Origin of the sequence: Mycobacterium sp. SMC-21, assembly GCF_045310825.1 — a bacterium.
Taxonomy (GTDB): Bacteria; Actinomycetota; Actinomycetes; order Mycobacteriales; family Mycobacteriaceae; genus Mycobacterium.
In genome coordinates this window covers 105,895-128,362 of sequence record NZ_JBJIAO010000012.1, presented here as the reverse complement: position 1 = coordinate 128,362, position 22,468 = coordinate 105,895, and the positions used below count along the sequence as shown (strand labels likewise).

Below are 22,468 nucleotides of genomic sequence, written 5' to 3'. Positions count from 1 at the left end.
TCTGGGTGTGTCTATGACGCCAACCACGGTGCGTATGGCGCTGGTTGAGGGTGAAAAGGCCGACGGCGAGATCGTCGACCACGATATTTTCGAAACGCAGACGGCCGACGGTTCAGCAACGCCGGTTGAGCAGGTTGTCAGCGCGATCCTGGGTACCCGGGAGAGCGCCGAGGAAGGCGGCCACCACCTGAAATCGGTGGGCGTCGCATGGAGTGACCACGACGCCGCCGCGCAGTTGCGCGACGCGTTGGACGCCGCAGGCGTCAAGGACGTCATGATGGTCTCCGAGCTGCACGCCGCGGGGTCGCTGGCACAGGCTGCAGGCCGGGCCGTCGGCTACTCGAGCACCGGTCTGCTGTTCGTCGACCGCGACACCGCCACCATGTCCGTCGTCGATGCCGATGGTGCCATCTCGAAGGTGCTGAGCCGCAGCCTGCACAGCACCGACGCCATGGCCGTCCTCGGCGACATGGCAGCCGCCGTCGCCACTGCCGATACCTCGCCGCAGGGCATGTTCGTCGTCGGATCCGGCGTCGACGTCACCGCGGTGCAGGCGCACCTGGCCGAGCTGCTCGACATCCCGGTGAACGCCCCGGGCGACGCCGACCTGGCGCTGGCTCGTGGTGCCGCCCTCGCCTCGGCCAGCGCGCCGATGTTCGACGCTGCCACCGCCGGCCTGGCCTACTCGGCCGCACCGGGTGGTGTCGCTGCCGCGGCTCCGCTGGCGGCGCCGCTGCTGACGGCCGACGAGTTCGGTTTCGACGAGCTGGGCGACGCCCCCGTGGTCGCCGACCAGGGCCGCAAGCCCTTCCTGCTGGTCGGTAGCGCGCTCACCTCGATCTTCGTCGTCGGCGTTGTGGCCCTTGCCATTTCGCTTGCGGTGAGCATCCGGCCGACGGTCGATCAACGGCCCGCGCCGGCACAGGCCGCCATCGTGCCCAGCGCTCCGGTCGTCGCTCCCGCGCCGCCGCCGGCCGCCGTCCCGCCGCCCGCCCCGGCACCGGCAGCTGCCCCCGAACCGGCACCCGAGGCGCAGGTTCAGGCTCCGCGCCACGTCGACGCGCCGCAGGTCGTCAAGGAATCCGCGCCGCAGGTGCATGTCTCCGCGCCCGCTCCGGAAGCCCCCGCGCCGGCTCCGGCACCCGTCCCGGTGTCGATGCCCGACGTGCCGGCCGCTCCCGTCGAACCCCCGCCCGCGGCGGTTCCGGCCCCGGCTCCGGCAGTGCTGCCGCCGCCGGTCTACGTGATGCCCGGTCAGCAGCCGCCGGCCTGGAATCCGTGGGTGCCGCGTCCGCAGCAGCCGCAGTGGATCCCGGGCAACAATTACCCGGACTACCCGAGTCGCGGCGGCCGCGGTCACGACGACGACTACCCCGGCAACTACCCGGGCAACGGCTATCCCGGAAACCAGTACCCCGGCAACGGCTACCCCGGAAACCAGTACCCGGGCGGCTCGAACGGGTACCCGGGCGACTACCCCGGTGACTCCGGCAAGAAGCCGAAGCAGCCCAAGCAGACCTGCTTCCTGATCTTCTGCCAGAAGAACAACTGACGTCCGTCAGGCCGGCGGCTGTTTGTCATCTGCCGTTGGCCTGACGCTCAGTGTCACTTCGCGCCGCGCTCATCACGGCTGCCTATCAAGGCACTATGAGATGCACCGTGTTCGGTACCGGCTACCTCGGGGCGACGCACGCCGCCGGCATGGCGGAGCTCGGCCATGAGGTCCTCGGCGTCGACGTCGACCCCGGCAAGATCGCGAAGCTGGCGGCCGGTGACATCCCGTTCTACGAGCCCGGGCTGCGGAAGATGCTGCGCGACAACATCGAAGCCGGGCGGCTGCACTTCACCACCGACTATGACGAGGCTGCCGAGTTCGGTGACGTGCACTTCCTCGGCGTGGGCACCCCACAGAAGAAGGGGGAGTACGCCGCCGACCTGCGGTACGTGCAGTCCGTCATCGACACGCTGGTGCCGCGGCTGCGCCGGTCCGCGGTGATCGTCGGCAAGTCCACCGTGCCGGTGGGTACCGCCGCCGAACTCGGGGCCCGGGCCCGCGAGCTGGCGCCGGCGGGCATCGACGTCGAGGTGGCGTGGAACCCGGAGTTCCTGCGCGAAGGATTCGCCGTCAAGGACACCCTGCACCCGGACCGCATCGTGCTTGGCGTGCAAGCGGATTCGCAGCGCGCCGAAGCGGCGATCCGGGAGCTGTACGCCCGGATCCTGGAGCGCGGCGTGCCGTTCCTGCTGACCGACCTGCAGACCGCCGAACTGGTCAAGGTCTCCGCGAACGCCTTTCTGGCCACCAAGATTTCCTTCATCAACGCCATCGCCGAGGTGTGTGAAGCGACCAACGCCGACGTCACCGTGCTGGCCGACGCACTGGGCTACGACCCCCGGATCGGGCGGCGATTCCTCAACGCGGGCTTGGGTTTCGGTGGTGGTTGCCTGCCCAAGGACATCCGCGCCTTCATGGCCCGCGCCGGTGAACTCGGCGCCGACCCCGCGCTGACGTTCCTGCGCGAAGTGGACAGCATCAACATGCGCCGGCGTACCCGCATGGTGGAGCTGACCACCAAGGCGTGCGGTGGCACGCTGCTGGGCGCCAACATCGCGGTGCTGGGTGCGGCGTTCAAGCCCGAGTCCGACGACGTGCGTGACTCGCCCGCCCTCAACGTGGCCGGCATGCTGCAGCTCAACGGCGCGGCCGTCAACGTCTACGACCCCAAGGCCATGGACAACTCCCGCCGGGTCTTCCCGACACTGAACTACTCCACCTCCGTCCTCGAGGCCTGCGACCGCGCCGACGCCGTGCTGGTCCTGACCGAATGGCAGGAGTTCCTGGACCTGGACCCCGAACAGCTGGCGGCCACCGTCCGGGTGAAAGTGGTTGTCGACGGCCGCAATTGCCTCGACGTCGGAAAATGGCAGGCTGCGGGCTGGCGGGTGCACGCCCTGGGCCGCAATCTGACGCCCTGATTTCCGACTGCAGTATGTAGCCCGACGGCGACGGGCGTGCCTAAGCTCGGCTCCATGACGCTGAGGCAACGGCTCAACTGGTTCGCGCTGCACGCCGTCATCCGCAAGCTCGCCGCATACGGCGCGCGGCACGGCGACCTCCAGGGCCGGCTCATCGCCGACCCGGCGGTGCGGACCGACCCCGGCGCGTTCGCCGACGAACTGCGCAGCCGCGGCCGGATGTACCGCGGCCGGGCGGCCTGGATCACCGCGGATCATGCTCTCGTGCACCAGATTCTGCGTTCGGATGACTTCACCGTCACGCAGATCGGCGGGACGCTGCCCGGCGTCCTCGGCTGGCTGGAGAACAAGACCACCGTCAAGGGCCGGCTGCATCCGCTGCTGCCGCCGTCGCTGCTGTCGGTCGACGGCGAGCAGCACACGCGCTACCGCAAGACCGTCTCGGCGGTGTTCACCACGCGGGCCGTCGCGGCATTGCGGGAACGGGTGCAGGAGGCCGCGACCGGACTGATCGACGAGCTCGCGGCGGGGGCCACCGTGGACATCGTGGACAGCTACTGCTCGCAGCTGCCCGTCACGGTGATCGCGGACATCCTCGGGGTGCCCGAGCATGACCGGTCGCGCATCCTCGAATTCGGTGAACTGGCCGCGCCCAGCCTGGACATCGGGCTGACCTGGCAGCAGTACCTCAGCGTCGAGGACGGGTTGGACGGCTTCAACACCTGGCTGGCCACGCACCTCCGCGAGCTCCGGGCCAATCCCGGCGACAACCTCATGAGCCAGCTCATCGCCGCCAGCGACGGGGGCGCCCGGCTCAACGACGAAGAACTCCGGGCCACCGCGGGCCTCGTGCTGGCCGCCGGGTTCGAGACCACGGTGAATCTGCTGGGCAACGGCATCCGAATGTTGTTGCAGCATCCCGATCAACTGGCCCTGCTGCAGGCGCAGCCCGACCTCTGGCCCACCGCCGTCGAAGAGATCCTGCGGCTCGACTCGCCGGTCCAGCTGTCGGCCCGCATCGCCAGGGTGGACGTCGACATCGCCGGGTACCACGTGGGCGCCGGTGAGCCCGTCGTCGTCTACCTGGCCGGCGCCAACCGGGACCCGGCCGTTTTCCCTGACCCGCACCGCTTCGACGTCACCCGCGCCAACGCGGGCAAGCACCATTCGTTCTCGGGCGGACGGCACTTCTGCCTCGGTGCGGCGCTGGCCCGTTCCGAAGGAGAAGTGGGACTGCGGACGTTCTTCGAGCGGTTCCCCGACGCGCAACTCGCGGGCCCCGGTACCCGGCGCGACACCCGCGTGCTCCGTGGCTGGGCGGCATTGCCGATCGCACTCGGGCAGGCGCGTGCAGCGGTACCGTCGTGAAATGGCCTTCCGCACAGCCCTGATCGAGGAAACCGCCGCATTCGGCGACATCATCCGCAAAGCCGACCTGGATACGCCGGTACCCAACTGCCCGGGCTGGTCCCTCAAGCAGCTGTTCAAACACGTCGGCCGTGGCAACCGCTGGTGCGCGCAGATCGTCGCCGAGCACCGCAAGGAGGCACTCGATCCCCGCGAGGTTCGGGACGGGAAACCGCCGGAGGACCTCGACGCTGCCATCGACTGGCTGAATGCCAGTGCGCAGGCCCTGGTCGACGCCGTCGAACACGTCGGGTCGGATGCGAAGGTGTGGACGTTCCTCGGGCCGAAGCCCGCCGGATGGTGGATCCGGCGTCGCGTGCACGAGCAGACCGTGCACCGCGCCGATGCCGCTCTGGCGCTGGGCCTCCCGTTCGTGCTCGATCCCGAGCTGGCCGCCGACGGGGTGACCGAGACGCTGGAGCGCGTGGCGCTGATGGCGCCCGCCGGGGATCCGCCGCTGGAGCGTGGGCGGTCGCTGCACCTGCATGCCGCGGAATCCGAACTCGGCCCCACCGGCGAGTGGCTGGTGGTCAACGACGAGGACGGGTTCGGCTGGTCGCATCAGCACGCCAAAGGTGATGCGGCAGTGCGGGGTCCGGTGACCGGGCTGCTGCTGGCCGTCAACCGCCGGCAGACGGTCGAGGAGGCCGGCCTGGAGGTGATCGGCGACGCCGCCGTGTGGCAGCGCTGGGTCGACCACTCGGCGTTCTGAGGTCAGGTAGGTTCGCAGACATGACGACTTCCGAGATCGCGACGGTTCTCGCCTGGATCGACGCCCTCAACGACCGCGACCTGGACACCCTGGACAAGCTGTCGAGCGGTGACATCGAGATCGGTGACGCGAACGGCGCCACCCAGGGGCGGAATGCGTTGCGGGCCTGGGCAACCGACCTCGACGAGAAGTCGACGGTCGGCCGGATGTTCGTGCACGACGGCGTCGTGGTCGTCGAGCAGACCATCACCGGCGGCGGTGCCGACCGAGAGGCCGCGACCGCGTTCCGTGTCGTGCACGACCACGTCACCTCGGCGTTCCGGCACGACGACCTGGCCTCGGCGCTCGCGGCGACCGAGCTCATCGAGTCGGACGCGGTGTAGCGAGCACCGCCGCGATGGCGGTGGTCAGCGGTACCGACAACGCCAGCGCGATGCCGCCGACTGCCGACCGGGCGATCTCGATCGCCACGCTCTCGCTGGTCAGCACGTCGCCCAACGACCGGTTGGCGACGCTGAACAGCAGCAGCAGCGGCAGTGCGCTGCCGGCGTACGCGAGCACCAGCGTGTAGACGGTGCTGGCGATGTGGTCGCGACCCACCCGCATGGCGCCGGTGAAGATGGCCCGCCGGGACGCGCCGTGTTCGGCCAGTTCGAAGGCTGTCGACGCCTGCGTGACGGTGACGTCGTTGAGCACACCCAGCGAGCCGATGATGAAGCCGGCGAGCAACAGCCCGGTGATCGACACGGACCCCATGTAGGCCGCGATCTCGTTGTTCTGGTCTTCCGACAACCCGGTCAGGTGCGCCAATTCGATTGCACCCCAGGACAACACCGCCGACAACAGCAGCGAGCTCAGAGTGCCGAGCAGGGCGGCGCTGGTGCGCAGGCTGACGCCGTGCGCCAGGTAGATCACGGCGTACAGGATCACCGACGACGCGACGAGCGCGACCGGGATGGCCGAGCCGCCGTCCCGCAGCGCCGGGAGCAGGAAGACCGTCAGCACCACGAACGCGACGGCGATACCGACCAGCGCCCGCAATCCGCGCCAGCGGGCCACCGCGACCACCACCACGGCGAAGACGGCAGCCAGCGCGACGAGCGGCCAGGTGCGCTCGAAGTCGAAGAAGGCGTAGGTGGTGGTGCCGGAGTCGTCGACCTGGCGGGTCACCCGGATGTGGTCGCCGGCGGCGAGGTGCGGCTGGCCGGGGCCGGTGCTGAACTCGAGCAGGGTGTTGGCGCCGGAGTTCGGCCCGGAGTCGATGCCGATCAATGACTGCACGCAACTCCCGGCGCCCGGCGGGGCGGTGACCGGGGCGGAGGTCAGCACCGCGCCGACCGACGGGCTGCCGCAGTTGTTCATGCCCGTCGACACGACGTGCCCGGCCTCGGTGCTCACGGCGCCGCCGTGGGCGTTCTGGAACGGCAGCGGGATGTCGACGGCCTTGCCGTGCGGCCACAGCACGACGGCGCCGATCACGGTCGCCAGCCCGATCACCGCCAGAAGGCCGACGACGATCTTCGCGGCCAGCGGGCTGAGCGGCGCCGGGCCGGAACTGTGCGAGTGGGTATGCGGGTGCGCCACCCGAGTCAGCCTAGGGGGTCGGCCTGAGAGCTTCCCGACGCTCCGCCTCGATCACCAGCTTGGCGGACAGCGTCGTCAGCACGTACTTGACCACGGCCCGGTAACCCAGACCGACGATGCGCCAAGGACTTTCGAAGGTCCCCTGCCAATCGATGCGGGTGCCGTCCGGCTCGGGCGTGAAGGTCACCTGCGCCTGGTAGTTCCGTACCGGGGTTTTCGAGATGATGGTGTACCCGTGCCGCTGACCGGGCTCGTGGATCGTCGTCTGCTCCCGCGCGGGAAAACGGGGCGTGCCGACGGCGCGGACGGCCCCGACGCCGCCGTCATCGGCAGGTCCGCGGGTCTCCCAGGCTGAGTAGTTGATCAGGGGACGCGCCCACTCAGACCAGCGGGAGCCGTCCGCCACCACCTCGAAAAGCGTGCTCGGCATGGCCTGCGCATGGCGGGTGACCCGGACTTCGTAGTGGTGTGTCATGTTGACCAAGTTAACGGAACGGTGTTCTATTAGGCAATGGATTTGCCGGATTCACCGCGGGCGCTGACGTTTGCGCGGGCGCGCAGCCCGGAGCAGCGGGAGGACCGCCTGCGCCGGCTGACCGAGGCCACCCGCGCGCTCCTGGACAGCACCCGGGCCGGCGAGCTGACGCTCGGCGACGTCGCCGCCGCGGCGGGCCTGGCCAAATCGGGGGTGCTGCGTTACGCCGGCTCCCGGGAGGCGCTACTGCTTCTGGTGATGTACCACGAGCACCTGGGCTGGCTCGACGACCTGCGCGCCCAGCTGCGCGATGAACGGCGCAGCCCGGCAAAGGCTTTGGCGCACACCCTCGCGCGACGCCCTGTCCTGTGCGACCTGATCAGCGCGGCGCCGGTGTTGATGAACCGGCTGACACCCGAAGCGGCCGAGACGGTGCGCACGCAGGCGCGCGACGTCGAGGACCGGCTCCGCGAGACCCTCAGGCCCCGGTTGCCGCTGGATCGTCAGCACCTGGTGCTGCTGACCGCCGCGATCCACGCGTTCGTCGGCGCGGTATGGGGTTGGGCCGCAATCGATTCCGTCAACCAGCCCGAACCCGGCACCGAGTTCGAAGAAACCCTCGCCGCACTGCTGCGGACCTTCGTCGCGGGCCTGAAACACCAGTGATTTGTGCACGATTTTCCGCGGCGGGCGCGGAAAATCGTGCACAAATCCCAGTGGATTACTGGCGGTAGCTCGCCAGGAAGTTGCCGAGGCGCTCGATGGCGGCGGCCAGGTCGCGGGCCCACGGCAGCGTCACGATGCGCAGGTGATCCGGTGTGGGCCAATTGAATCCGGTGCCCTGCGTGAGCAGGATCTTCTCCTGCAGGAGCAGGTCGAGTACCAGCTGCTCGTCGTCCCGGATCTCGTGTACCTCGGGGTCCAGCCGCGGGAACGCGTACAGCGCACCCTCGGGCTTGACGCAGGAGACGCCCGGAATCTCGTTGAGCTTGTTCCACGCGACGTCACGCTGTTCGAGCAGCCGGCCGCCGGGCAGGATCAGGTCCTCGATGCTCTGGTGTCCGCCGAGGGCCACCTGAATGGCGTGCTGCGCAGGCACATTCGGGCACAGCCGCATGTTGGACAGCAGGCTGATGCCCTCGAGGAAGCTGGACGCGTGCTCCTTGGGGCCGGTGATGGCGAGCCAGCCGGAGCGGTAGCCGGCCACGCGGTAGGCCTTGGACAGGCCGTTGAACGTCAGGCACAGCATGTCGGGCGCCACCGACGCCATCGGGATGTGCTTGGCCTCGTCGTAGAGGATCTTGTCGTAGATCTCGTCGGCCAGCAGCAGCAGCTGGTGCTTGCGCGCCAGATTGGCGATCGACTCCAGCGTCTCGCGGCTGTACACCGCGCCGGTGGGGTTGTTCGGGTTGATCACGACGATCGCCTTGGTGCGGTCGGTGATCTTCGACTCCAGGTCGGCGATGTCGGGGTTCCAGCCCTGCGTCTCGTCGCACAGGTAGTGCACCGGGGTGCCGCCGGCCAGTGCCGTCGACGCCGTCCACAGCGGGTAGTCGGGCGCCGGGATCAGCACCTGGTCGCCGTTGTCGAGCAGCGCCTGCAGCGTCATGGTGATGAGCTCGGAGACGCCGTTGCCCAGGAAGACGTCGTCGACGTCGAACCGGGGGAAGCCCTCGACCAGCTCGTAGCGCGTGACCACCGCGCGGCGCGCGGACACGATGCCCTTGGAGTCGGAGTAGCCCTGGGCGTGGGGGAGTGCGGCGATCATGTCGCGCATGATCACGTCGGGCGCCTCGAAGCCGAACGGCGCCGGGTTACCGATGTTGAGCTTGAGGATCCGGTGGCCCTCGGCCTCGAGCCGGGAGGCCTGCTCGTGTACCGGGCCGCGGATCTCGTAGAGGACATCCTGCAGCTTGGTCGACTGCGCGAACGTCCGCTGATTACGCGGATGACCGCTGTGCCATGTGCGGTCAGCGGGTACCTGGTGGGTGGTCACGGGTTCCATGCTCTCATCGGTGTCGAATTCTTTTGCCCATGTGCGATCAGGGCCACATATGCCAATGGCCAGCTACGACGCTCCTGGCGGCGGGTCGTAGCTGGCCATTGCGGTGTACTTCGCGTTACCGCTTACCGGGGCGCTTTGCGCCCGGACGCAGACCCAGTCCGACGACCGGCGGTTCCGGCTTGGCCTCTTCCGCCGGGGCGGCAGGTGCCGGTGCGGCGGGAGCCTCGGCGGCCGGCTCGGCAGCCGGAGCCTCAGCGGCCGGTGCGGCAGGCGCCGCCGGTGCTGCCGGAGCAGCAGCCTTCTTGGCGCCGGGGCGACGTGCGCCCGCGGCCAGGCCCAGACCCTTCACCGGGGCGGCCGGAGCGGCCGGCGCGGCGGGAGCCTCGGCGGCGGGAGCAGCCTCGGCAGCCGGGGCCGGAGCGGCAGCTGCAGCCGGAGCTGCAGCCTTCTTGGCACCCGGACGCTTGGCGCCCGCAGCCAGACCCAGACCCTTGGCGGGAGCGGCGGCAGCCGGAGCCTCGGCGGCGGGAGCCGCAGCCGCCGGAGCGGCGGCCTTCTTGGCACCCGGACGCTTGGCGGCCATGCCCAGGCCGGTGACCGGCTTGGCGGCGGCCGGCGCGGCAGCGGCAGCAGGTGCCTCGGCGGCCGGAGCGGCCTCGGCAGCGGGAGCCGGAGCGGCCGGAGCCGGCTTCGGGGCCTCCTTGGCCTTCTTCTCCGCGAGCGCCGCGGAAGCCTTTGCCGCCGTGCCCTTTTCGGGCAGCGTCACCTTGCTGGTGTCTAGCGAGTTCAGCAGCAGCTGAGCGACGTCGAGCACCTCGGTCTTCTCGATGTTGCGGGTCGCGGCGACGTCGTCGACGCCGTCGCTCATCATCACGCGGCAGAACGGGCAGCCGGTCGCGATCGCCGAGGCGCCGGTGTCGACGGCCTCTTCCGAACGCTCCACGTTCACGCGCTTGCCGATGTGCTCTTCCATCCACATGCGGGCACCACCGGCACCACAGCACAGGCCGCGGTCGGCGTGGCGGGGCATCTCGGTGAGCTTTGCGCCGGCAGCGCCGACCAGCTCACGCGGGGCCTCGTACTCCTTGTTGTGGCGGCCGAGGAAGCAGGGGTCGTGGTAGGTGACCTCTTGGCTCACCGAGTTCACCGGGACCAGCTTCTTGTCCCGCACCAGGCGGTTGAGCAGCTGCGTGTGGTGCACGACGGTGTAGTTGGCGCCCAACTGCGGGTACTCGCGACCGATGGTGTTGAAGCAGTGCGGGCACGTGACGACGATCTTGCGCTTGCCGGGGTCGACACCCTCGAACAGCTCGTTGATGGTCTCGACGTTCTGCGCGGCGAGCTGCTGGAACAGGAACTCGTTACCGGCGCGGCGGGCCGAGTCACCGGTACAGGTCTCGCCGGTGCCCAGCACCAGGAACTTCACGCCCGCGGTGGCGAGCAGCTCGGCGACGGCCTTGGTGGTCTTCTTGGCGCGATCCTCGTAGGCGCCGGCGCAGCCGACCCAGAAGAGGTACTCGAAGCCGTCGAAGCTCTCCACGTCCTGGCCGTAGACCGGGATGTCGAAGTCCAGCTCGTCGATCCAGTTGGTGCGGTCCTTGGCGTTCTGGCCCCAGGGGTTGCCCTTGGTTTCCAGGTTCTTGAACAGCACACCGAGCTCGCCGGGGAACTCGGACTCGACCATGACCTGGTAGCGGCGCATGTCGACGATGTGGTCGATGTGCTCGATGTCCACCGGGCACTGCTCGACGCAGGCACCACAGTTGGTGCAGGACCACAGCACGTCGGGGTCGATGACGCCGCCCTGCTCAGCGGTGCCGACCAGCGGGCGCAGCGCCTGCTCGGGGCCGGAACCCTCGATGCGCGCGAAGCCGTCCTCGGGGACGCCGTGTCCGTGCAGGCTGTCGCCCAGCTTGGCGAAGTCGACCGAGCCCTCCTCGGGCATCGGCTTGCCCTCGATGATGTACGGCGCCTTGGCGAACAGGTGGTCGCGCAGGTTCATGATGACGAGCTTGGGGGACAACGGCTTTCCGGTGTTCCAGGCCGGGCACTGCGACTGGCAGCGGCCGCACTCGGTGCAGGTGGCGAAGTCGAGGTTGCCCTTCCAGGTGAAGTCCTCGATCTTGCCGCGGCCGAACACCGCGTCTTCGGCGGGATCGTCGAAGTCGATCTTCTCGCCCTTGTACTCCATCGGCAGCAGCGGGCCGAGGCCGTTGGGCAGACGCTTGAAGGTGACGTTGATCGGGGCCAGGCCGATGTGCAGGTGCTTGGAGTGCAGCACGATCAGCAGGAAGACCAGCATGACGCCGATGTGCGACAGCAGCGCGATGGTCTCGATCCAGACGTTGGCGGTGTGGCCCAGCGGAGCCAGCAGCGCGGCCATGCCGTCGGAGAAGAAGGCGCCGTTCTGGTACGGGAAGTGCTCGCCGAGGACGTTGACGGCGGCACCGCGGAAGATCGCGTAGGTCAGGATGACCAGGAAGATCATGATGAGGATCTCCCACGCGCCACCGTTGTGCGATCCGTAGAACCGGGACTCGCGGCCGATGTTGTTGGGGTTCTTGGTCAGGCGGATGATCGCGAAGACGACGATGCCGGCCAGCACGGCCAGAGCGAAGAAGTCCTGCAGGAAGCCCAGCACGGCCCAGTGTCCGACGAATGGGATGGCGAACTTCGGGTCGAACAGGACGCCATAGGCTTCCAGGTACACCGACGCGAGGACGAAGAAGCCCCACATGGTGAAGAAGTGCGCGATGCCGGGGATCGACCACTTGAGGAGCTTCGACTGGGCGAAGACTTCCTTGTTCTGGTTCAGGAAGCGGGTGACGAGATCGTCTTTACGGCCACGTTCGTCGCCGAGCTTCTGCCCCGAGCTGATCAGCTTGGTCAGCCACAGGACGCGCTTTGCGGCGAATCCCAGGACGATGACCGTTGCCAACAGCCCGATGACCAGTCTGGCCACGTCGAGCGTGTGTTCGAGATTCTCCACCGCGCCTCTCCCAGTTATGTAGCTACTAGCCGGTAACTTATTGAGGTTACCAACGGGTAACTTAAGCTAGATGCCTGCTCATAGTCGCATCCTGGGTAGAACGCACGCTAGCAAGGCTGTCCTAACTTGAGCTGCCGCTTTGCGGTCAGTTCTTTACCCAGAATCAGCCTCGGCGAAGCGTCGGCCGAGGGCTTCCTTATATAAGGGCGGCGTCAGACCTTCTCGACGAGCAGCGCCCGCAGCATCGACAACATCTCCGACCGCGATTCGGCCCCCAACCTGCGGCGAATGCGGGCGACGTGGTGTTCGACGGTCTTCGCCGAGATCAGCAGCCGGGCCCCGATATCGCGGTACGGCATGCCCTGCAGCACCAGTTCGGCGACCTCACGTTCGCGATCGGACAGCCGCGTCCAGGCGGGCGTTGCGGCGGATGTGGCCCGAGCGTCACCCGAGGCAGGAGGTGGTGTGGTGTTGCGCACATCCGCGCCCGAAGTGGGCTCACGGGGAATAGCGGGGGCCGCGGGCTCGATGGGATCGGCCGCTGCCTCGAGGGCGGCGTCCTGCTTGAGGTCGCGCGCCAGCTGCAGCATGGCACCGGAGATGCGGCCGTCGGCCGAATGCAACGCGGCCTGACTGGCCAGGCGCGTGGCATCCCACGTCAGCCCGAAGCGCGCCAGCCCGCGGGCGGCCGCCGTCACCTCCGCGGCGTCGACGCCGTCGGCCAGGACGCGCAGCCAGGTCCGGCCCGCGGTGGCGAGCGCGGTGGCATAGGCGCCATGCGCGCCCTCGGCCCGGCTCGCGGCGGCCAGGGCCTGCCCGTGCGGCGCGACGGCCTCGGGTGCATTGGCCAGGATGCCGGCGTGCACGCCCGCCCAGTGCAGCGGGACCGCCCACAGCGCCGGATTGCCGGCGGCCCGCAGCAGCCCGAACGCCTCGGCCAGCGGCTGGCGCAGCTGGTCGAGCTGCTGCAACCGGGCCGCCGCGACCCACAACTCGCCGAGCGGCAGCAGGGCGTAGAGGTCCAGGGAGTATTCGGCCAGCACCTCCATGGCCGCGTACCAGTGCTTCTGCAGCGCGCCGGTGTCGCCGCTGCGCCGGGCGACGGCGGTCTGCAGCGCGGCGTACCACAGCGCGTCGCGGCGGTGCAGGTCGGCGACCGCGGTCGCGTCCAATGCCGGGACGGCGGAATCGAGTTGGCCGTCGAGCATCCGGATCCAGCCGAGCAGCAGCCGGTGGCGCAGACCGGTGAAACCCGCGTCGCCACCGCCGGTGCGGATGGCCCGGCCGATGACGCTGCGGGCGCGGACCGCGTCACCGCCGTGCAGGGCGACGAGGCTCAGCAGTGCGGCGGGGCTGTCCGGTGCGACAGCGTGGACACCGTTGGTGGACCCGAGGGCCTGCGTGAGTCGTGCCATCGCGACGGCGAACGGCTGATCGAGCGTCAGCAGCATGCCCTCGGCCATACCGCGCGCCGCGCGCGCGGAAGACGTTGGCGGCATTGAGTTCTCGGCCTGCAGGCAGGCCCGGGCCAGTTCGGCGTCGGCGGTGGCGACACCGACCACCGCGCCCGCGGCCGCGACGAACGGGTCGGGATCGGGGCCGAGCCAGCGGAACAGATCCGCGGCGTGTGCGGCGGCGCCGTCGTGCATCGCCACGCTGGCCGCGATGCGCACCGCCTGCGCGCGGACGGCGGCGTCGTCGGCGGCGAGCAGCTCGTCCGCCAGGGTGCCGGCGGTGGTGCAGTCGCCGGTGACGGCGAGGGCGTCGGCGAGGTGGGCGTCGGCCGGGGCGGTGCCCGCACGGGCCGCGGCGCGGTACAGGCGCGCGGCCTGGCGGGGCGCGGCGGACCCGGCGCGGTAGATCAGATCGGCCGCCAGCAGGTCGTCGACGGTGCCGTGCTCGGCCAGCTTCAGCGCCAATTCGGTTGACAGGGTGGCGGATTCGATCTGCGAGCGCAGCAGCCGGCATTCGGTCTCGCGGTGCCGCGCGGCCCCGACCAGCCGCGTGAGGCACCGGTGCAGCGTGTCGATGAACCGCGGGTGCAGCGACGCGGACAGCAGGCCGCTGGCGCGGGCCCGGTCCATCAGCACGGCCGCGTCGTCGCCGGGCAGTTGCAGCGCGGCGGCGATGTCGTCGGGCCCCAGTTCGGGGCTGAGCGAACACAACAACAACGTGTCGAGCAGGTGCTCGTCGAGCCGGCGCAGCCGCTCGCTCAACGCGACGGACGCGGCCCGGATCGGATCGGCGCCCGAGGCCAGGGCCGACAGTGCCGAGTACACCAGCAGCGGGATGCCGCCGGTGCCGGCGATCAGTGCGGGCACCTGGGTGCCGGGGACGCCGGCGCGGGCCAGCGCCTCGTTGATCTCCCGGGGCGTCATCGGCGCCAGCTGAATCGGCGGCTGCTGCCGGCTCAGCGTGGTGGTGAGAGCGTTGAGGGCGCGGTCGTGCGCCAACGGCTCGGCGCTGACCACCACGGTGCGGGCCGGGTCGCCGGCCAGCTCCGTCAGCGCGGTCAGTTCTTCCGGTGTCAGCAGCTGGGCATCGTCGATGACGATGGCCGCGTCCGGTGCCTCACCGGGCTTGGGTACCCGCGCGAGCATCGTCGTGCCGTTGGCCCGCAACGTCTTTCGCACCGCTTCCAGCGCGGTGGTCTTGCCGCTGCCGATTCCGCCGAGCACCAGCGACGTGCCGGCCGCTGCGGTCATTGGCTGGTCGATGCCGAGGGTTGCGCGGTGATGGGCGCCGACGCGGTGGCCACCGATGCCGACGGAGCCGACCCGGTCTCGGCCGCCACGGAGGCCGTCTTGGGCGGTTGCTCCACCGTGGGCTGGCTGCTGGGCGCCTGGGTCGTCGGCGCGGCCGTCGGGGTCTGCGTGCTGGGTGGCTGCGTCGTCGGCGGCTTCGTCGTGGTCGGCGGCGGCTGCGTGGTGGTGGGCGGCTGTGTCGTCGTCGGCGGCTGGGTCGTCGTGGGCGGCTGCGTGGTCGTCGTGGTGGGCGGCGGCGTCGTGGTCGTGGTGGTCGTCGTCGACGGGGTCGTCGTCGTCGACGGGGTCGTCGTCGTGGTGGTCGTGGAGGTGGTGGTCGTGGTCGTGGTCGTCGAGCTGGTGGTCGACGGATCGGTGGTGGTCGTGGTGACCGGCGCGTCGGTGGTGGTGACGGGGTTGGTCACCGTCGACGTCTCCACCTGGCCATTGGGATTCGTCTGTGTCACAACGGACTTCGTGGCCTTGTAGGTGCTCGTGGTGATGGAGCCGTCAGGACCGGTGATGGTGGTCGTCACGTCGACCGTCACCGGGCCGGACGGGGTGTCGTTGCTCGTGAGCCCGACGGCGGCCCAGCTGCCGCCGGCGACCAGGAACGCCGCCGCGGCGGCGCCGAAGATCAGCGGTGGGCGCCGGTACCAGGGGACCGGTGCCACGTCGGGCAGGTTGTCCTCTTCTTCGTGGGCGAAGTCCATCACCGGCCGCGCCGTGGTCTCGCCGTAGGGGGCGGCCTCGGCGTAGCCGGTCGAGAAGTCGGTGGGGTACTCGCCGCCGACTGCGGCGCCGGGGTCCTCGTCGTCGGACCAGGCGAGCGACGGCCCGACGGTCGAGGACGGGTTCGCGTCGGCCGGCGGTACCGGAGCGGCCATGGTCGCGGGCCCGCCTGCCCATGCCGCGCCGCCGGCTGCCCAGCCCATCGTCGGGGCCATACCCGTCGGGGCGTCGGCGCTCATGGTGCGCTGATCCACCATCGGGGCGCCGCCCGCCGCGGTCAGCGCCGGCTGCGGTGAGGTCACCACCGGCACCCGGAAGTGCTCCGAAAGGCGTTGGGTGACAATCGGAATCGATGCACCGCCACCGGCAGTGGCCACGGCGGTCAGGACGCCGGCCGGAATCTGGTTGCGCTGCAGGGTTTCCTGCAAGACGGCGAGAAGACCGGCGAGGGCCGGTTCGAGCAGCCGTTCCAGCTCGGGGCGGGTGATGCGCAGTGCCGACGCGAAGCCGGGCAGGTTGGCGTTCACCGACGTCGCCGTCTCCGACGAGAGGCGCTCCTTGGCCTGCCGGCACTGGTCGCGCAGCTGGGACAGCGAGCCGACGGCTGCGGTGCCGGCCGGGTCCGCATCGGACGACTCGCTGATGCCCGCGATGACGTGGTTCAGCAGTGCCTGGTCCACCAGGTCGCCGGAGAACTCGGGGTAGCGCACGGTCTCGCCGATCTGGCTGAGCGTCGCGGCGTCGGCGATGGTGACGCTGGTGCCGCTGCCACCGAAATCGCACAGCGCCACGACGCCGTGATCAGGCAACCCCGCGCCGGCCTTGAGGCCGGCCAGGGCGGCGGCCGCGTCGGAGACCACGGGTGCGGCCGCCAGACCCGGCTTGCCACGCAGGGCCGCGGAGAGCGCGCCGATGGTGGACATGCCCCAGTGCGCCGGAGCGGCGATGACGATCGGGGCGCCGCCGCCCGCGGTGCGGGCCATCGAGTCGAGGGCCTCGGCCAGGACGGCTTCGCCGCGGTGCGCCGAGCCGTCGGGAGCGATCAGGGGGATCGGGTCACCGACCCGCTCCACGAAGCCGGTCAGCACCAGGCCGCCCGGCTGCGTCGGGATGCCGACTTCGGCGGGCCGGTCCGGGTACAGGGCCAAGATGGCGCGACGGCTCACCGGCGGTCGCCCGGCCGGCACGGCCACCAGGTTGGTCTGGCCGATCGACAAACCGAGGCTCATAAACGTCCACTCCTTTGACGCGCTATCGACTCAGGCCACCCTATGCGCTGGCAGCCCGGGGTTGGGACACAATCCCCTAACGATTGATGAATCCCTAATGGGAGTGCCCCTAACGGAAGGTGTCGGGTGCTGGGGTCAGCACCGATCTCTGGGAGCTATATCGGCGATAGCATCGAAATAGTTATCAAGCGGCCTACCTGGTGTAAGGGCCGAAACATCGATTCGACGGAAGGAGTAGGTGCCGTGGCAAATCCGCTACTGGATTTCGTCATGTCGGTGGTCCGTGACCCCGACGTGGCTGCGCACTACGCCGCCGACCCCGCCGGCGCCATCGCCGACGCCAATCTCACCGGCGTGACCACGGCGGACGTCGCGCACCTGATCCCGGTGGTGTCCGAGTCCCTGGGCACAGTGTCCTCCGCGGCGGGCGGCGTGCCAACCGCCGGATTCGACGATCCCGGCGTCAACGTCTGGACCAGCGGTGCCGCCACCGCGGCGTTCGACGCGTTCGATGCTTTCGACACACACGTGCCGACGGTCGTGTCGCCGCACGTCATTTCCGATCCTGACCTGGGCGGATTCGACAGTGGACCGGCGCTGCCGGACCACGTCGCAGTCCCGGACCTCGCAGTGTCGGACGACCTGGGCCTGCAGGGCGACGTTCCGGTCGTCGATGCCGGCCAGCTGTCGGATCCCGGTGCGCTCGACTGGCACCCCGTCGACACCGCCGACCCGTCTGCCGGTGTCGAACACCACCAGGGCTTCGACTTCTTCAGCTGAAGCTGACCACCAAATCACGCCGACAAACGCCGGTGGCCGTCATGGCCACCGGCGTTTTGCGTCTCTCACCGCATATTCAGCAAACACCCTAACTATCCCCTAATCCCCTAATAGGGGGAGCTTGGATACCCCACTAAGTTTTGTTGGGGGTAGGGGTGGTTGCCCCGTTTGCACGGCCCTTGACGGCCCCTAACGTTGTTCTCAGTTCGCCGGACAGCGGCGAGAAGAACTTCCAAAGAGCAACACCCCAACGAAAGGGACTCCAATGACCAGCCTGATCGAGTTCATCATCGACCTCTTCCGCTTCCCCACCATCGCGAGCTCGTTCGTCGCGAACCCCGAGCAGACCATGCGCGATGCCGGCCTCGCCGGTGTCACCTCCGCGCAGCTCGCCTCGGTGGCCGCCAGCGCCGTCCCGGCCGGCGTGGTCCTCGGTGGCGGCGACCCGGTCGTCGGCCTGCAGAACGCGGTTTCGGACTACTACAGCATGTCCTCGCCGTTCTCCCCGCAGACCTCCTTCGCCCCCGAGTTCGCCAGCCGCAACCAGACCGACTTCGCCAGCCACAACAACGTGCCGATCGCCAGTGGCAACGACATCCCGGTGCTGAGCCCCGAGCAGCACGCCGGCGCCAACGCCCAGCAGGGTGCCTTCAACCTGGGCTTCGGTGACATCACCCTCGGCGGCAGCCACGTCCAGCAGGGCGACGGCGGCGTCAACATCGCGGGCAACAACCACGGTGACATCGCCAGCGGCAAGGGCGCCGTGCAGGGCGACGGCAACACCGTCACCAACGGCGACATCCTGACCGGCAGCCACTCGCCGGTGATCGTCGGCACGGGCAACCACGCCACCGACAACTCGCAGACGGCGGGCGGCCACATCGTCCAGGGCAACTCCGGCCCGGTGGTCAACGACGTCAACACCGGTGGCGGCAACGGCGGCGGCGCGAGTGCCGGCGGCGGCCTGATCGGTGGCGGCCACGCCAGCGGCGGCAGCGGCGGCAGCGGCGGCAACATCGTCATCAACGACGGCAACACCTCGTCGACGCACGTCGGTGGCAACCAGACGACGGTCGGTGGCGACCTGGGCAGCGGCAACAAGAGCGTCATCGACGACTCGTCGCACTCCTCCACGGTCAACACCAGCCTGAACAGCGGGAACACGGCCAACACCAGCATCGGTAGCGGCAACAGCACCCACACCAACATCGGCAGCGGGAACACCACCCACACCGACCTGAGCGCCGACAACGCGGTGCACAGCACGGTTGCCGACAGCTCGGTGCACGAGGCCAGCATGAACACCTACGCACCGACCGAAACCCACACCACCACCGATTTCAGCCACACCACCCACGTCGATCCGCACATGCACTGATCGATCGCGACAAAACCGTCCGGCGGGGCCACCTACAGGCCCCGCCGGATGTTTGCGCATACCGTTAGACAGTGAGAATGCAGTCGAGGAGAGCCCAGTGACGCAGCCGAACGAGGCGAACCCGCGCCCGGTCGCGGTGATCGTCGAGTTGATCGACCACACCAGCCGGATCGCAGGGCTCAACGACCGCGACGACCTGGCGCAGCGGTTGCTGGCGGCCAAGACCCGGATCAGTGATCCACAGATCCGGGTGGTCATCGCCGGGCAGCTCAAGCAGGGCAAGAGTCAGTTGCTGAACTCGTTGCTGAACATGCCGGTCGCGCGTGTCGGCGATGACGAGAGCACCGTGCTCACCACCGTCGTCCACTACGGCGATGCGGCGGCCGCCGAGCTCGTGCTGGCCCCCGCGCAGGAGGGTGCCGACCCGTCCGTCGTCGCCATTCCGCCCAACCAGCTGTCGACCGATCTGCGCCACGCCCCGCAGGCCCAGGGCCGTCAGGTGCTGCGCGTCGAGGTGGCGGCGCCGAGCCCGATGCTCAAGGGCGGCCTCACGTTCATCGACACTCCCGGCGTGGGCGGGCTGGGACAGCCGCACCTGTCGGCCACGCTCGGCCTGTTGCCCGACGCCGATGCCCTCCTGATGGTCAGTGACACGAGCCAGGAATTCACCGAGCCCGAGCTCACGTTCATCCGGCAGGCCGTCGAAATCTGCCCGGTGGCAACCATTGTCGCCACCAAGACCGATCTGTACCCGCACTGGCGCGAGATCATCGCGGCCAACGCCGCGCACCTGCAGCGGGCCCGGCTGAACGTTCCCGTGGTTCCGGTCTCGTCTGCGCTGCGCACCCACGCGCTGGCGCTGAACGACAAGGACCTCAACGACGAGTCCAACTTCCCGGCGATCATCAAGTTCCTCACCGACAAGGTGCTCAGCCGCGAGAACGACCGCATCAAGGACCAGGTGGTCACCGAAATTCATTCGGCCGCAGAACATCTCAGGCTGGCGGTGTCCACCGAGCTGGCGGCGATCAACGACCCCGAGAAGATCGAGCGCATCAAGGCGGAGCTCGAGCAGAAGAAGGAAGAAGCCCAGAATGCGCTGCAGCAGACCGCATTGTGGCAGCAGGTGCTCAACGACGGCATCGCCGACCTGACCGCCGACGTCGACCACGACCTGCGCAACCGCTTCCGCAACATCACCGCGCACACCGAGCGCATCATCGACGGCTGCGATCCCACGCAGCACTGGGCCGAGATCGGCGCCGAGTTGGAGAATGTGGTCGCCACCGCTGTCGGCGACAACTTCGTCTGGGCGCACCAGCGTGCCGAGGCGCTCGCCGCGGAAGTGGCCCGCACGTTCGTCGAGGCCGGTCTGGATTCGGTCGAGCTGGCCGAGGTCCGGGCGCGGGACATGGGCGCGGGCCTGGGTGAGTTCAACCCCGTCGCGCGGCTGGAATCCGAGCCGATCCGGGCCGGCCACAAGGTGATCACCGGGATGCGCGGCTCGTACGGTGGTGTGCTGATGTTCGGCATGCTGACGTCGTTCGCGGGCCTCGGCATGTTCAACCCGCTGTCGCTGGGCGCCGGACTCGTGCTGGGCCGCAAGGCCTATAAGGAGGACATGGAGAACCGCATGCTGCGGGTGCGCGGCGAGGCGAAGATGAACGTTCGCCGGTTCATCGACGACGTGTCGTTCGCCGTCGGCAAGGAGTCGCGTGACCGGCTGCGAAACATCCAGCGGCACTTGCGGGATCACTACCGCAACATCGCCAACCAGACCACCCGCTCGCTCAACGAATCGCTGCAGGCGACCCTTGCGGCAGCGCAGATCGAAGCGGGTGAGCGTGACAACCGCGTGCGGGAACTGGAGCGGCAGTTGAACATTCTGCGCCAGGTCCTCGAGAACACGGTGAAACTGACTCCCGCACTCGCCCAGTGAGCACCAGTGCACGCGTCCGTGCCATCCTGGGCGGCGTCATCTCGGCCTACCGGTCCGACCCCGTCTACCAGCACCGGCCGCAGGCCCTGGCCGAGCTCGACTGGATCGGCCGCCGGCTCGATCAGCCGATCCGCATCGCCCTGGCCGGCACGCTCAAGTCCGGCAAGTCGACATTGGTGAATGCGCTTGTGGGCGAAGAGATCGCGCCTACCGACGCCACCGAGGCCACCCGCCTGGTCACCTGGTTCCGGCACGGCGCCACGCCGCGCGTCACCGCCAACCATCGGGACGGCCGCCGTACCGACGTACCGATCACGCGCGGTGACGGCCTCACCTTCGACCTCGCACGATATTCCGGGGCGCAGGGTGCCGCCAACATCGGAGACATCGTCGACCTCGACGTGCAGTGGCCCGCAGCGGAATTGGAACAGACGACCATCATCGACACCCCGGGCACGTCGTCGCTGTCACGTGACGTCTCCGACCGCACGCTGCAACTGCTGGTGCCGCGCGACGGCGTACCGCGGGTGGACGCCGTCGTTTTCCTGCTGCGCACCCTCAACGCGCCAGACATCGCGCTGCTCAAGCAGATCGGGGAACTCGTCGGCAGCGGCTCGGGCGCTCTCGGTGTCATCGGGGTCGCGTCGCGCGCCGACGAGATCGGGGCGGGGCGCATCGACGCCATGATGTCGGCCCGCGAGGTGGCCACCCGATTCACCGCGGAACTGGACCGCACCGGCGTGTGCCAGGCCGTCGTCCCGGTGTCGGGACTGCTGGCGCTGACCGCGCGCACATTGCAGCAGAGTGAATTCACGGCGCTGCAGAAGCTGGCCGCCCTGGACGGCGACGGCGCGACGGCGCTGACCAAGGCCATGCTGTCGGCGGATCGCTTTGCCCGACACGATGATTCGCTGCCCGTGGACGCCATCACCCGGGCCGCGCTGCTGGACAGGTTCGGCATGTTCGGCATCCGGATCGCGATCGCGGTGCTGCGTGCCGGCGTCACCGACTCCCAGGGGCTGGCCGACGAACTGCTCGAGCGTAGCGGGCTGGTGGCCCTGCGGGACGTCATCGATCAGCAGTTCGCGCAACGCGCCGACATGCTCAAGGCACACACCGCGTTGCGTTCGCTGCGGCGCTTCGTGGAAGCCAATCCCATCTACGCGACGCCGTTCATCCTGGCGGACATCGATCCACTGCTGGCCGATACGCACGCCTTCGAAGAATTGCGACTGCTCGGTCAGTTACGCTCCCGGCCAACCACTTTGAACGACGACGAGATGGCCTCACTGCGCCGCATCATCGGTGGCTCGGGGACCGATGCGGCGAGCCGGCTCGGGCTGAGCAACGACGCGCCGTACGACGGCCCGCGGGCGGCGTTCGCGGCGGTGCAGCGGTGGCGCCGCCGGGCCGATCACCCGCTCAACGACCCCTTCACCGCACGCGCCTGCCGGGCCGCCGTGCGCAGCGCCGAGGCCCTGGTCGCCGACTATGCGGCGCAGGGAAGGTGAGATATTC

The 22,468-nt window shown here is 69.4% G+C and carries 16 protein-coding genes; 10 read left to right on the top strand and 6 right to left on the bottom strand.

The window, feature by feature from the left end; all coding sequences use genetic code 11:
• Positions 1 to 13: 13 nt before the first annotated feature.
• The 5 genes from ACJH6H_RS14765 (at position 14) to ACJH6H_RS14745 (ending at position 5,478) form a co-directional block, all read left to right on the top strand.
• Positions 14 to 1,552 (top strand): hypothetical protein, encoded by a 1,539-nt coding sequence (locus tag ACJH6H_RS14765; protein ID WP_406775159.1) that lies wholly within the window; start codon positions 14 to 16, stop codon positions 1,550 to 1,552.
• A 95-nt stretch (positions 1,553 to 1,647) separates the two neighbouring features.
• Entirely contained in the window at positions 1,648 to 2,976 is a 1,329-nt protein-coding gene (locus tag ACJH6H_RS14760) for a UDP-glucose/GDP-mannose dehydrogenase family protein (protein WP_212808108.1), read from the top strand.
• A 60-nt stretch (positions 2,977 to 3,036) separates the two neighbouring features.
• Complete coding sequence (locus ACJH6H_RS14755) at positions 3,037 to 4,344, top strand: cytochrome P450 (RefSeq protein WP_212814994.1); 1,308 nt, start codon at positions 3,037 to 3,039, stop codon at positions 4,342 to 4,344.
• 1 nt (position 4,345) lies between these two features.
• The gene (locus ACJH6H_RS14750) at positions 4,346 to 5,095 is read left to right on the top strand and encodes a maleylpyruvate isomerase family mycothiol-dependent enzyme (RefSeq protein ID WP_212808109.1); all 750 of its coding nucleotides are present in this window, start codon (positions 4,346 to 4,348) and stop codon (positions 5,093 to 5,095) included.
• A 20-nt stretch (positions 5,096 to 5,115) separates the two neighbouring features.
• Positions 5,116 to 5,478 (top strand): nuclear transport factor 2 family protein, encoded by a 363-nt coding sequence (locus ACJH6H_RS14745; protein ID WP_064859798.1) that lies wholly within the window; start codon positions 5,116 to 5,118, stop codon positions 5,476 to 5,478.
• Here the strand turns inward: ACJH6H_RS14745 and ACJH6H_RS14740 are convergent.
• Positions 5,456 to 6,679, bottom strand: a complete 1,224-nt coding sequence (locus ACJH6H_RS14740) for a YibE/F family protein (RefSeq protein ID WP_212808110.1) — start codon at positions 6,677 to 6,679, stop codon at positions 5,456 to 5,458. The two genes, ACJH6H_RS14745 and ACJH6H_RS14740, sit on opposite strands and share 23 nt — an antisense overlap.
• Positions 6,680 to 6,689: 10 nt before the next feature.
• Complete coding sequence (locus ACJH6H_RS14735) at positions 6,690 to 7,154, bottom strand: SRPBCC family protein (RefSeq protein ID WP_212808111.1); 465 nt, start codon at positions 7,152 to 7,154, stop codon at positions 6,690 to 6,692.
• A 36-nt stretch (positions 7,155 to 7,190) separates the two neighbouring features.
• Between ACJH6H_RS14735 and ACJH6H_RS14730 the strand changes: the two genes are divergently transcribed.
• The gene (locus ACJH6H_RS14730) at positions 7,191 to 7,820 is read left to right on the top strand and encodes a TetR/AcrR family transcriptional regulator (RefSeq protein WP_212808112.1); all 630 of its coding nucleotides are present in this window, start codon (positions 7,191 to 7,193) and stop codon (positions 7,818 to 7,820) included.
• A 55-nt stretch (positions 7,821 to 7,875) separates the two neighbouring features.
• Here ACJH6H_RS14730 and ACJH6H_RS14725 read toward each other — a convergent pair whose 3' ends face one another.
• The 4 genes from ACJH6H_RS14725 to ACJH6H_RS14710 all read right to left on the bottom strand — a co-directional run bounded on the left by ACJH6H_RS14725 (position 7,876) and on the right by ACJH6H_RS14710 (position 16,853).
• The gene (locus ACJH6H_RS14725; protein WP_133428259.1) at positions 7,876 to 9,159 is read right to left on the bottom strand and encodes a pyridoxal phosphate-dependent aminotransferase; all 1,284 of its coding nucleotides are present in this window, start codon (positions 9,157 to 9,159) and stop codon (positions 7,876 to 7,878) included.
• 115 nt (positions 9,160 to 9,274) lie between these two features.
• Positions 9,275 to 12,148: a heterodisulfide reductase-related iron-sulfur binding cluster gene (locus tag ACJH6H_RS14720; protein ID WP_406775158.1), complete on the bottom strand. Its 2,874-nt coding sequence runs from the start codon at positions 12,146 to 12,148 to the stop codon at positions 9,275 to 9,277.
• A gap of 212 nt (positions 12,149 to 12,360) precedes the next feature.
• Positions 12,361 to 14,853 (bottom strand): isoniazid response ATPase/transcriptional regulator IniR, encoded by a 2,493-nt coding sequence (gene iniR, locus ACJH6H_RS14715; RefSeq protein WP_406775157.1) that lies wholly within the window; start codon positions 14,851 to 14,853, stop codon positions 12,361 to 12,363.
• The gene (locus tag ACJH6H_RS14710) at positions 14,850 to 16,853 is read right to left on the bottom strand and encodes an Hsp70 family protein (RefSeq protein WP_406775156.1); all 2,004 of its coding nucleotides are present in this window, start codon (positions 16,851 to 16,853) and stop codon (positions 14,850 to 14,852) included. Before ACJH6H_RS14710 ends, iniR begins: the two co-directional genes overlap by 4 nt.
• Positions 16,854 to 17,096: 243 nt before the next feature.
• Here ACJH6H_RS14710 and ACJH6H_RS14705 point away from each other — a divergent pair, with 243 nt between their 5' ends.
• The 4 genes from ACJH6H_RS14705 (at position 17,097) to ACJH6H_RS14690 (ending at position 22,461) form a co-directional block, all read left to right on the top strand.
• Positions 17,097 to 17,633: an Rv0340 family IniB-related protein gene (locus ACJH6H_RS14705; protein WP_406775155.1), complete on the top strand. Its 537-nt coding sequence runs from the start codon at positions 17,097 to 17,099 to the stop codon at positions 17,631 to 17,633.
• 265 nt (positions 17,634 to 17,898) lie between these two features.
• Complete coding sequence (locus tag ACJH6H_RS14700) at positions 17,899 to 19,011, top strand: IniB N-terminal domain-containing protein (RefSeq protein ID WP_406775154.1); 1,113 nt, start codon at positions 17,899 to 17,901, stop codon at positions 19,009 to 19,011.
• A 97-nt stretch (positions 19,012 to 19,108) separates the two neighbouring features.
• On the top strand, positions 19,109 to 20,950 hold the full coding sequence (locus ACJH6H_RS14695; protein ID WP_406775153.1) for a dynamin family protein: 1,842 nt from the start codon (positions 19,109 to 19,111) through the stop codon (positions 20,948 to 20,950).
• Positions 20,947 to 22,461 (top strand): dynamin-like GTPase family protein, encoded by a 1,515-nt coding sequence (locus ACJH6H_RS14690; RefSeq protein WP_212808119.1) that lies wholly within the window; start codon positions 20,947 to 20,949, stop codon positions 22,459 to 22,461. Before ACJH6H_RS14695 ends, ACJH6H_RS14690 begins: the two co-directional genes overlap by 4 nt.
• Positions 22,462 to 22,468 lie beyond the last annotated feature (7 nt).

What these genes read in the sequence shown, in the direction of transcription:
- ACJH6H_RS14765 (WP_406775159.1), top strand. Translation starts at nt 14, where the DNA reads ATGACGCCAACCACGGTGCGTATGGCGCTGGTTGAGGGTGAAAAGGCC.
- ACJH6H_RS14760 (WP_212808108.1), top strand. Translation starts at nt 1,648, where the DNA reads ATGAGATGCACCGTGTTCGGTACCGGCTACCTCGGGGCGACGCACGCC.
- ACJH6H_RS14750 (WP_212808109.1), top strand. Translation starts at nt 4,346, where the DNA reads ATGGCCTTCCGCACAGCCCTGATCGAGGAAACCGCCGCATTCGGCGAC.
- ACJH6H_RS14745 (WP_064859798.1), top strand. Translation starts at nt 5,116, where the DNA reads ATGACGACTTCCGAGATCGCGACGGTTCTCGCCTGGATCGACGCCCTC.
- ACJH6H_RS14735 (WP_212808111.1), bottom strand. Translation starts at nt 7,154, where the DNA reads ATGACACACCACTACGAAGTCCGGGTCACCCGCCATGCGCAGGCCATG.
- ACJH6H_RS14730 (WP_212808112.1), top strand. Translation starts at nt 7,191, where the DNA reads ATGGATTTGCCGGATTCACCGCGGGCGCTGACGTTTGCGCGGGCGCGC.
- ACJH6H_RS14725 (WP_133428259.1), bottom strand. Translation starts at nt 9,159, where the DNA reads ATGGAACCCGTGACCACCCACCAGGTACCCGCTGACCGCACATGGCAC.
- iniR (WP_406775157.1), bottom strand. Translation starts at nt 14,853, where the DNA reads ATGACCGCAGCGGCCGGCACGTCGCTGGTGCTCGGCGGAATCGGCAGC.
- ACJH6H_RS14710 (WP_406775156.1), bottom strand. Translation starts at nt 16,853, where the DNA reads ATGAGCCTCGGTTTGTCGATCGGCCAGACCAACCTGGTGGCCGTGCCG.
- ACJH6H_RS14700 (WP_406775154.1), top strand. Translation starts at nt 17,899, where the DNA reads ATGACCAGCCTGATCGAGTTCATCATCGACCTCTTCCGCTTCCCCACC.